The organism is Rhizobium sp. TBD182 (genome assembly GCF_001950375.1).
GTDB lineage: Bacteria > Pseudomonadota > Alphaproteobacteria > Rhizobiales > Rhizobiaceae > Agrobacterium > Agrobacterium tumefaciens.
The window spans coordinates 1069824-1079602 of record NZ_BDLN01000001.1 but is presented as its reverse complement, the minus strand read 5'-3'; the positions used below and the strand labels follow the sequence as shown (position 1 = coordinate 1079602).

General features: G+C 60.8%; 7 protein-coding genes and 1 pseudogene. 4 read left to right on the top strand and 4 right to left on the bottom strand.

What is annotated here, in order from left to right:
* Positions 1 to 288, bottom strand: a pseudogene (locus tag T18_RS27565) (hypothetical protein); the annotation flags it as partial.
* Between the two features lie 234 nt (positions 289 to 522).
* On the opposite strand from T18_RS27565, the gene T18_RS05465 reads away from it, so the two are divergent.
* Entirely contained in the window at positions 523 to 1665 is a 1143-nt protein-coding gene (locus T18_RS05465) for a site-specific DNA-methyltransferase (protein WP_003511827.1), read from the top strand.
* Positions 1666 to 2001: 336 nt separating this feature from the next.
* On the opposite strand, the gene T18_RS05460 is transcribed toward T18_RS05465, so the two are convergent.
* Together T18_RS05460 and mutY are read right to left on the bottom strand one after the other, a co-directional pair.
* Positions 2002 to 2613: an HAD family hydrolase gene (locus T18_RS05460; RefSeq protein WP_003511829.1), complete on the bottom strand. Its 612-nt coding sequence runs from the start codon at positions 2611 to 2613 to the stop codon at positions 2002 to 2004.
* A complete protein-coding gene (mutY, locus tag T18_RS05455) occupies positions 2610 to 3713 on the bottom strand; it encodes an A/G-specific adenine glycosylase (protein WP_038490102.1) in 1104 nt (367 codons plus the stop codon). The genes T18_RS05460 and mutY overlap by 4 nt, the downstream gene beginning before the upstream one ends.
* A 97-nt stretch (positions 3714 to 3810) precedes the next feature.
* Between mutY and T18_RS05450 the strand changes: the two genes are divergently transcribed.
* From T18_RS05450 to T18_RS05440, 3 genes are all read left to right on the top strand, one after another.
* Positions 3811 to 4323: a DUF721 domain-containing protein gene (locus T18_RS05450; protein ID WP_003511832.1), complete on the top strand. Its 513-nt coding sequence runs from the start codon at positions 3811 to 3813 to the stop codon at positions 4321 to 4323.
* 128 nt (positions 4324 to 4451) lie between these two features.
* Positions 4452 to 5132, top strand: a complete 681-nt coding sequence (locus tag T18_RS05445; RefSeq protein WP_038490107.1) for a DsbA family protein — start codon at positions 4452 to 4454, stop codon at positions 5130 to 5132.
* 84 nt (positions 5133 to 5216) lie between these two features.
* Positions 5217 to 8684, top strand: coding sequence for a chromosome segregation SMC family protein (locus T18_RS05440; protein WP_025592684.1), 3468 nt, complete (start codon positions 5217 to 5219; stop codon positions 8682 to 8684).
* A gap of 271 nt (positions 8685 to 8955) precedes the next feature.
* Here T18_RS05440 and T18_RS05435 read toward each other — a convergent pair.
* A partial coding sequence (locus T18_RS05435; RefSeq protein WP_323455196.1) for a VOC family protein occupies positions 8956 to 9779 on the bottom strand: 824 nt, incomplete at its 5' end.

The window sequence follows — 9779 nt, the reverse complement described above, 5'->3', positions numbered from 1 at the left end:
CACCCCGACATATTTGCCCGCCGGCAGCTTCGCTTCGAAGGTGGCGTCGTAGGAGCCGCCGGCATTGACGTCGCTGCGCACTCCGGCCCGGTCAGCCTTGTAAAAATCCCAACGCACCCTGTCGCTGTTGCCGAGCGAGGGGCCGCCATCGAACAGCACAGCGTCGGTGACGACGTTGTATAGCGGTGCCGGCTCCTGCGCCCCCAAGCTTGACGGCAGCGCCGCCAGAAGAAGAGCCGCGGAAAAGGCATGCACTGAAAAAGAAGCCACTCGCGTTACGGACGTCATTGCGGATTACCCCCTGAGTTGCCGGTATTGCCACAGCACCGACATACGGAACAGGACAACCCGTTGTGCACAACGTTTTTGCGCCACTTCGGGTTCCCCGCCCGCGCCAGCAAATTGCGCGTGTCGGCCGCAACAGCCATTTATTTCGCATTTTCCGTGACTTGTTCAGGCTTTGATAACCATCTTCGGTAACCATAAGCATCAGTAGAGAGTAAGCGTATGGAGCGAGTACCAATGGCAGCAGTTTTTCCGCTGGCCGATTTTCGGCGTGCCGGTTTTGATCGTGCGGGCGAGAGTGACGCCTGGAAAGACAGCATAATCAAAGGTGATTGTGTCGCTGCCTTGGATGCCCTCCCGAGCCAGTCGGTGGATGCGATTTTCGCCGATCCGCCCTACAACCTCCAGCTTGGCGGTACGCTTCACCGGCCAGATCAGTCGCTGGTTGATGCGGTCGATGACGAGTGGGACCAGTTCTCCTCCTTCGAGGCCTATGATGCCTTCACCCGCGCCTGGCTGCTGGCCTGCCGCCGCGTGCTGAAGCCGAATGGTACCATCTGGGTCATCGGCTCCTACCACAACATCTTCCGTGTCGGCTCCATGCTCCAGAACCTCGATTTCTGGATCCTGAACGATATCGTCTGGCGCAAGACCAATCCCATGCCCAACTTCAAGGGCCGCCGTTTCCAGAACGCCCATGAGACCATGATCTGGGCGAGCCGCGATCCGAAAGCCAAGGGCTATACCTTCAACTACGAAGCGCTGAAGGCCTCCAACGACGACGTGCAGATGCGCTCCGACTGGCTGTTCCCGATTTGCAGCGGCCATGAGCGGCTGAAAGGTGACGACGGCAAAAAGGTGCATCCGACCCAGAAGCCGGAAGCATTGCTGGCACGCATCATCATGGCCTCTACCAAGCCTGGCGACATCGTGCTCGACCCGTTCTTCGGCTCCGGCACCACGGGTGCGGTTGCAAAACGTCTCGGCCGCCACTTCGTTGGTATCGAACGCGAACAGGATTACATCGACGCGGCCTCTGCCCGCATCGCCGCCGTCGAGCCGCTCGGCAAGGCGGAGCTGACCGTCATGACCGGCAAGAGGGCCGAACCGCGTGTTGCCTTCAACACTCTGGTGGAAAGCGGTCTCGTCCGTCCCGGCCAGGTGCTAACCGATGCAAAGCGCCGTTATAGCGCCATTATTCGTGCCGATGGTACGATTGCATCCGGCGGGACTGCCGGCTCCATTCACCGTCTTGGTGCAAAGGTGCAGGGTCTCGACGCATGCAACGGATGGACGTTCTGGCACTTCGAGGATGGCGACCAGCTGAAGCCTATCGATGATCTGAGAACAATCATCCGCAGTGAACTGGCAAAGGCCTGACAGTCTAAAGCCCAAAAGGCTGAAGGCAACGATCCACCGCCCGCCATTGTCAGCATACGTCTCCGTCCGGTTTAGTACCTTCAGTCCCGGATGGAGAACGACCAACGCCCGGCACTTCGGTGTCGGGCGTTGGTATTTTTGAATATCTAAATTTAGCCAGACAAGTTTCGCGCAAGAGAACGGTCATAGTGTCCTACGCAAAGCAATGGTTGTGAAAATCCGGTTCGGAAAGTTCACGAAAACATTGCTGTCCCATGCCGCTTGCGGCAGGACTGGCGCAGGCAGGAGACCGCCATTTCCGCCTGCGCCAATTTTCTTTTTGGATCTGATGGTCTGTCAGACATCCACGCCGTAGGATTGCAGATCCTGCTTCAGCTTTTCCGCTCCGGTAAAATGCACCGCCTGCCAGCCGGCGGCCTTGGCGCCTTCGACATTCACAAGCGTATCGTCAATGAAGATGCTTGCGGCAGGGTCGAGGCCAAATTCCTTCGCGTGCAGCTCGTAGATCGCCACATCCGGTTTCAGCAGCTTCACATCGCCAGAGACCGTCACGCCGCGCGGCAGGGTGAGGAAGGGGAACATCTTCTGCGCTTCGCGGAAGGTATCGGAGGCGAAGTTGGTCAGCATCGTCACGTCGTGACCGTTGTCGATCAGGCCGGTCATGATCGCGACGCTGTCGTCATAGGAATGCGAGACCATCTCATGCCAGAACTTGCGGAAGGCGCGGATATGCTCTTCCCGCTCGGGAAACTGCTCCATCAGCAGCGCCTCGGCGTCTTCCCAGCCGCGTCCGCGATCCTGTTCGAGGTTCCAGTCATGGGTGCAGACATTCTCGAAGAACCATTTGCGCTCGTCGGCATCGGGAATGAGGCGGCTATAGGGAATATGCGGATCGTAGTGGATCAGTACCTTGCCGATGTCGAATACGATATGCTCAATCTTGGTCATCGAAACTTCCTGCTTTCATCGAATGCGGATGGAATAGCCTGTGCGATGACTTTTTTCATCACCGTCGGCAAGGCTTGCGCGTCAAGATTTGTAACCGGCTCCCACCATCCGTCATCCGCGCCGGTTTCAAGCCCATCCGGCACCTGTGCCCGATAGACGGTGAGCCGCAGCTCGAAATGGGTGAAGACATGCACGATGACGCCCGCCGCTTGCCAAGACGCGGCAAAAGGCGCGTGGCTCGTGTCGGTGCCGCCATCCACGCGGGCGGTCCATGCCGTTGTCGGCACCTCCGTCATGCCACCGAGAAGGCCGCTTTCTATGCGCCGCCGCAGCAGAATTTCGCCGCTTGCATTCACCGCCACGAAGGCGGCTCCCAGCCGCACCGGTTTTGCCTTTTTCGCGGCCTTGACCGGAAACCGCTCCGGCTCGTCATGGGCAAGCGCCAGACAGCCGCCATTGAACGGACAGAGCGCGCAGGCAGGGCGCTTCGGCGTGCAGATCGTCGCACCGAGATCCATCATCGCCTGCGCAAAATCGCCCGGCCGGTCGGGAGGCGTAAGCTCCGCCACCTTCGCCTTCATGGCGGGTTTCGAGCCGGGCAGGGGTGCATCTATCGCGAAAAGGCGGGAGATGACGCGCTCCACATTACCGTCCATCACCGCCGCCTGCCGGTTGAACGCAATGGCCGCCACGGCAGCAGATGTATAGTCGCCGATGCCGGGCAGCTTCTTCAGGCCCTCTTCGGTATCGGGAAAGACGCCGCCATGGTCTTTCGCCACGGCTTCCGCACATTTTTTCAGGTTGCGGGCGCGGGCGTAATAACCAAGTCCCGCCCATGCAGCCATCACATCCTCAACCGGTGCCGCCGCCAGATCGCTGACATGAGGCCACGTTGCGAGGAACTTCAGAAAATAGGGTTTCACCGCCTGCACCGTCGTCTGCTGCAACATCACTTCGGAAAGCCAGACATGATAGGGATCGGCACGTTTTCCTTGTGCCGCCATGGCCGGCGAGGTGCGCCAAGGCAACTCGCGATGGTGGCGGTCGTACCATGCGAGCAGCATCTGCGCGTGCGATGACGGGGCGGTTTTTTGAAGCATGGTTTGCCGTTTCTCTTCGATTCGGCCTATAGTTGGGCCATTCATACCGACCTATCAAGAAGCTCCGGACTGTCCGGTCCTGAAACCCGAGTGAAAAATGCGATATCCACGCAAAGGCGTCATCCAGATTGCCGAAATAGCCAATGGCATCATGGATCCCCTCCTGTCGAAACGGGCGGGCATCAACACGGCGCTGCTCGGCTCGTGGGACGAGATCGCCGGCGATGACTTCGCCGATTGCACGCGGCCGGAAAAGATTACCTGGCCGCGTCGCGACGAGGGGCCGGATCGCGGCGGTTACCAGCCGGGCGTGCTGACGATTGCCTGCGAAGGCGCGCGCGCTCTGTTCCTCACCCATGCACAGGGCGAGCTCATCGCCCGCATCAACGGCTTTTTTGGCTTTCCGGCGGTACGCCAGATAAGGATCGTGCAGAAGCCGGTATCGCAGCCCGTTCCCCGCCGGCGAAAGCCGCCGCCGCTGCGCGGTGATGCGGCAAAACGTCTCGACGATATGATGGACGGCATAGAGAGCGAAGCGCTGCGCAAGGCAGTGGAAAGGCTCGGCACGGCGGTGATGCAGAAGAAGAAGCCGCGGGGCGGGACGATTTGATGTCGCGCACGGTCCTTGACTGGTCACAATTCTTTGACAAGAAGAGTTCAAAACCCCGCTTGTGATGAACAGGCCGTCGCTATATCGGAATCAACAGACAATAGAGTCTATTACCAACAGGTGCTTTCATGCATTTTTCCGAACTGACCATTTCCCGTCGCAGCCTTCTCGGCGGCGTTGCACTTGCTGCCCTTGCCACGGCCCTGCCGTTTGCCTTCACGCCGGGCGTTGCCCAGGCGCAGGAATTGCCTGAATCCACCGGTGACGTGGATATGGCTGCGGTGTTGAAGCCCGGTCCGCTGCCGGAAGCGGCGCTCGGCGATGCGAACGCTCCAGTCAAGATCGTCGAATATATGTCGATGACCTGCCCGCATTGCGCCAATTTCCACAACAAGACCTTTGACGAGATCAAGAAGAAATACATCGATACCGGCAAGGCCTATTTCGTCATCCGCGAATTCCCGTTCGATCCGCGTGCCGCCGCTGCCTTCATGCTGGCGCGCTGCGCACCGGAAGGACAGTATTTCCCGTTCGTTTCCATGCTGTTCAAGCAGCAGCAGAGCTGGGCAACAGCCCAGGATGCCCGTGCGGCCCTGCTGCAATTGTCGAAAATGGCCGGTTTCTCACAGGAGTCTTTCGAGGCCTGCTTGACGAACCAGAAGCTTCTGGATGATGTGAACGCAACGATGCAACGCGGTGCGACGGAATTCGGCGTCAACTCCACGCCGACTTTCATCATCAACGGCGAGAAATACGCGGGAGACATGTCGGTTGAAACCATGTCGGCTGTCATCGACAAGCTGCTCTGATCGCCGAACCCTTAAAGCAACGGGCGGCGGATATTTCCGTTCGCCCGTTTTTTATTGCCGTTATTTCAGGCGGAGCGGAGCGGCATGAAGTTCAACAAGCTCCGCGTCGTCGGTTTCAAATCCTTCGTTGAACCCTCGGAATTCATCATCGAGCCGGGTCTGACCGGTGTCGTCGGTCCCAATGGTTGCGGCAAGTCCAATCTGGTCGAAGCGCTTCGCTGGGTGATGGGCGAAAACTCCTACAAGAACATGCGCGCATCCGGCATGGATGACGTCATCTTCTCCGGTTCCGGCAATCGCCCGGCCCGCAACACCGCGGAGGTCGGCCTTTATCTCGACAATTCCGATCGCACCGCGCCCGCCGCCTTCAACGATGCCGATGAAATTCAGGTGACGCGCCGCATCGAGCGCGAAAACGGCTCGGTTTATCGCATCAACGGCAAGGAAGCGCGCGCCAAGGATGTGCAGCTTCTGTTTGCCGATGCCTCCACCGGCGCGCGTTCGCCCTCGATGGTGGGGCAGGGGCGTATCGGTGAACTCATCAATGCCAAGCCGCAGGCCCGCCGCCAGCTTCTGGAAGAGGCGGCCGGCATTTCCGGCCTGCATTCCCGCCGCCATGAAGCGGAGCTTCGCCTGCGCGCTGCCGAAACCAATCTGGAGCGGCTGGAGGATGTGACCGCCCAGCTTGAAAGCCAGATCGAAAGCCTGAAACGCCAGGCGCGGCAGGCCAACCGTTTCAAGATGCTGTCGGCGGATATCCGCGCCCGCGAGGCGACCCTGCTGCATATCCGCTGGGTAGAAGCCAAGGAAGCCGAAGGCGAAGCGGAAAGCGCGCTTAATCAGGCCACGAACATCGTTGCCGAAAAGGCGCAGGCGCAGATGGAGGCGGCCAAACAGCAGGGCATTGCCAGCCTGAAGCTGCCGGAATTGCGCGAGGATGAAGCGCGTGTCGCTGCCGCCCTGCAACGTCTGCAGATTGCCCGCACCCAGCTGGATGACGAGGCGAACCGCCTGCTTCGCCGCCGTGATGAGCTGGCGCGCCGTCTATCGCAGCTTGGCGAAGACATCGTTCGCGAAGAACGGCTTGTATCTGATAACGCCCAGATCCTTGCGCGGCTCGATGAGGAAGAGGCAGACCTTCTCGAAATCCTCGCCGATTCCGGTCGTCATGCCGAAGAGATGCGCGAAGCCTTTGAGGCAGCTGCCGCTAAACTGACTGAAAGCGAAACCGTTTTCACTGCCATCACCGCCGAGCGCGCCGAGGCCGCCGCCGGGCGCCAGCAGCTGGAACGGGCGATCCGCGAGCTTTCCGATCGTAAACTCCGGCTGGAACGCCAGTCGCAGGAGGCATCCTCCGAGATCGATGCCGTCGATGAAAAACTCTCCGGCCTTCCCGATCCTTCGGAGCGCCGCGAGGCGGTCGAGGCAGCCGAGATCGCGGTGGAAGATGCTCTGATCGTGGCGGAGGAAGCCGAAGCCGCCGTTGCCGAGGCGCGTTCCGCCGAAGCGCTGGCGCGCGGCCCGCTGGAAACGGCGAGAAACCGGCTGAACGCTCTGGATACCGAAGCGCGCACCATCACTAAAATTCTGGCGGCCAGTGCTGCCGCCAATGGCAGCTTCACGCCGGTGGCGGAAGAAATGACGGTGGAACGTGGTTTTGAGGCAGCGCTTGGTGCAGCCCTTGGCGACGACCTCGAAAGTGCCCTTGATCCCGCTGCTCCCGCCTATTGGGCCGGCAATGGCGATGGTGCGGGCGATCCTGCTTTGCCGCAGGGCGTCAAGCCGCTTCTGAACTATGCGCAGGCGCCGGACGCATTAAGGCGCGGTCTCGCCCAGATCGGCGTTGCAGCCGACACTGCGGAAGCCTTGCGCCTGATGCCGTCGCTGAAGGCCGGTCAGCGGCTGGTGACGCGCGAGGGCGCGCTGTTTCGCTGGGATGGCCACATCGCCAGCGCTGATGCGCCGGGAGCCGCCGCCCTTCGTCTGGCACAAAAGAACCGGCTTGCCGAAATCGAGACGGAACTGGAAGAGGCCCGTTTCAGTCTGGAGGAGGCCGAAGAACAGCTCTCCATCAGGACCGACGACATCAGAAGCGCCGAGTTGCGGCTTTCGGAAGTGCGCGACAGAAGCCGACTGGTGACGCGTCATCTTGCCGAGGCACGAGAGGCGCTGACATCAGCCGAACGCGCCTCGGGCGATCTTCTGCGCCGCCGGGATATCGTCTCGGAAGCGCTGAACCAGATCGGCGCGCAGATCGACGAGATCGTCGTTCAGGAAGAAAACGCCCGCATCGAAATGGAAGATGCACCGGATCTTTCCGCCCTTGATCTGCGCCTGCGTGAAAGCCAGCTGGAAGTCGCGACAGACCGTGGCCTGCTGGCAGAAGCGCGCGCCCGCCACGAGGGGGTGAGCCGCGAGGCGGAAAGCCGCCAGCGCCGGCTTCAGGCAATCGCGCAGGAGCGCTCCACCTGGGCATCGCGGGCCGCCAGTGCCGCCGATCACATCGCCACCCTGCGCGAGCGTGAGGAAGAGGCGCGCGAGGAAATCGCCGAACTGGACATTGCGCCGGAAGAGTTCGACGAGAAACGCCGCAACCTCCTGACCGAGCTTCAGAAAACCGAAGACGCCCGCCGCTTGGCCGCGGACCGGCTGGCGGAGGCGGAAAACCTGCAACGCGCCGCCGACCGCGTTGCCACCACCGCCCTTTCCGAACTGGCAGAAGCCCGGGAGAAGCGCGGCCGCGCCGAAGAGCGGCTTGTTTCCGCCCGCGAGAAGCGGCAGGAAACCGAACATCGCATCCGCGAAACGCTGAATACCGAGCCGCATATGGCGTTGCGCCTGACCGGCCTTGGTCCCGACCAGCCGAAGCCCGATATTCGCGATGTCGAGCGCGATCTCGACCGGCTGAAGATCGAGCGTGAGAGGCTGGGCGCCGTCAACCTGCGTGCCGAGGAAGAGCAGGCGGAGCTTTCCGCCAAGCTCGCGGCCCTCATCAAGGAACGCGACGATATCATCGACGCTGTGCGCAAGCTGCGCGCCGGTATCCAGAACCTCAACCGCGAAGGCCGTGAACGGTTGATTGCGGCCTTCGATGTGGTCAATTCGCAGTTCCAGCGGCTTTTCACCCATCTGTTTGGTGGTGGCACGGCGGAATTGCAGCTGATCGAATCCGACGATCCGCTGGAAGCCGGCCTGGAAATTCTCGCCCGTCCTCCTGGCAAGAAGCCACAGACCATGACGCTGCTTTCCGGCGGTGAACAGGCGCTGACGGCCATGGCGCTGATCTTTGCGGTCTTCCTCACCAATCCCGCACCGATCTGCGTGCTGGACGAGGTGGACGCGCCGCTCGACGACCATAATGTCGAGCGTTACTGCAACCTGATGGACGAAATGGTTGCCTCCACCGAAACGCGTTTCGTCATCATCACCCACAATCCCATCACCATGGCGCGCATGAACCGCCTCTTCGGCGTCACCATGGCCGAACAGGGCGTGTCGCAACTGGTTTCCGTGGATTTGCAGACTGCCGAGCAACTGCGCGAAGCCGTCTGAGTTTCCCGTTCCGGGCTTGCCCCTTAAGCCTTGTCCATCGCGAATTTATCTGGCCGCATCACCCATTCGGGTGGGCGACAATGCGCGGCATTTTGCTATGTCTTTTTGAAAGGAATTTGGGCTCTTTCCAAACCCCCCATCCGGTTTCCTGTACCGGATGGAAAGCCTTGCGAGGTCGCTGCCGTGGCCTCGCAAGGCTTTTTTTTGGTGTTGTGCCTCGCGTCCCTCGTTCCTGTAACAGTCACAGGAAACCAGCCGACTTGCCGCCCTCTTACACCGGCACCAACCGCAGCCGCGTGCCCCACGGATCAATCGCTTCCACAACCTTGTTTTCCATCTCCACCAGCACATAACCGGCCGCCCGCATCCGCGTTTTCTGCGCTTCAAGGTCCGTGGGATTTTTGATGGCAAGAGAGAACCAGTCGAGGCCGGTTTCGGTGGCGTTGCGCTCTTTCGCGCCTCGGCTGTTCCATATGTTGACGGCCAGATGGTGGTGATATCCGCCCGATGACAGGAAGGAGGCATCCGAACGGGCATCCTGCGTCGGTTTGAGACCAACGGCTTCCTCGTAAAAGGCGCGTGCGGTGGCAATCTCGCCGACCCGCAGGTGAATATGCCCGATGCGCATGCCGGAAGGTGCGGCCTCGTAATCGCTCTTTTTGGTGTCGGTCAGCGTTACGAGATCATCGACGTCGAGCGGTTCGGTCCCCATCTTAACCACGCTGCCGCTCCAGACCCATGTGTCCTTCGGCCGGTCGCTGTAAACCTCGATGCCGTTGCCTTCGGGATCGTTGAGATAGACCGCTTCACTGACATTATGGTCGGCAAAGCCCGTGAGCGGCACCTGCCTTAACGCCGCATGTACCAGCCACCGCGCCAGATCCTCGCGGCTGGGCATCAGATAGGCGATGTGGAACAGGCCGGCTGAGGTGGGGCTTTCATAATCCGCCGTTGGCTTGTGAACGAGATCAAGCAGGGGAACGGTGCCGGCGCCGAGCGTCACGCCCCGTGCGTTGCGCGCAACCTCATTCAACCCGAGCACGGAACGGTAATAATCGATCATCGGATCGAGATCGCGCACCCGAAGCGCCGCCT

What these genes read in the sequence shown, in the direction of transcription:
- mutY (WP_038490102.1), bottom strand. Translation starts at nt 3,713, where the DNA reads ATGCTTCAAAAAACCGCCCCGTCATCGCACGCGCAGATGCTGCTCGCA.
- T18_RS05465 (WP_003511827.1), top strand. Translation starts at nt 523, where the DNA reads ATGGCAGCAGTTTTTCCGCTGGCCGATTTTCGGCGTGCCGGTTTTGAT.
- T18_RS05450 (WP_003511832.1), top strand. Translation starts at nt 3,811, where the DNA reads ATGCGATATCCACGCAAAGGCGTCATCCAGATTGCCGAAATAGCCAAT.
- T18_RS05445 (WP_038490107.1), top strand. Translation starts at nt 4,452, where the DNA reads ATGCATTTTTCCGAACTGACCATTTCCCGTCGCAGCCTTCTCGGCGGC.
- T18_RS05460 (WP_003511829.1), bottom strand. Translation starts at nt 2,613, where the DNA reads ATGACCAAGATTGAGCATATCGTATTCGACATCGGCAAGGTACTGATC.
- T18_RS05440 (WP_025592684.1), top strand. Translation starts at nt 5,217, where the DNA reads ATGAAGTTCAACAAGCTCCGCGTCGTCGGTTTCAAATCCTTCGTTGAA.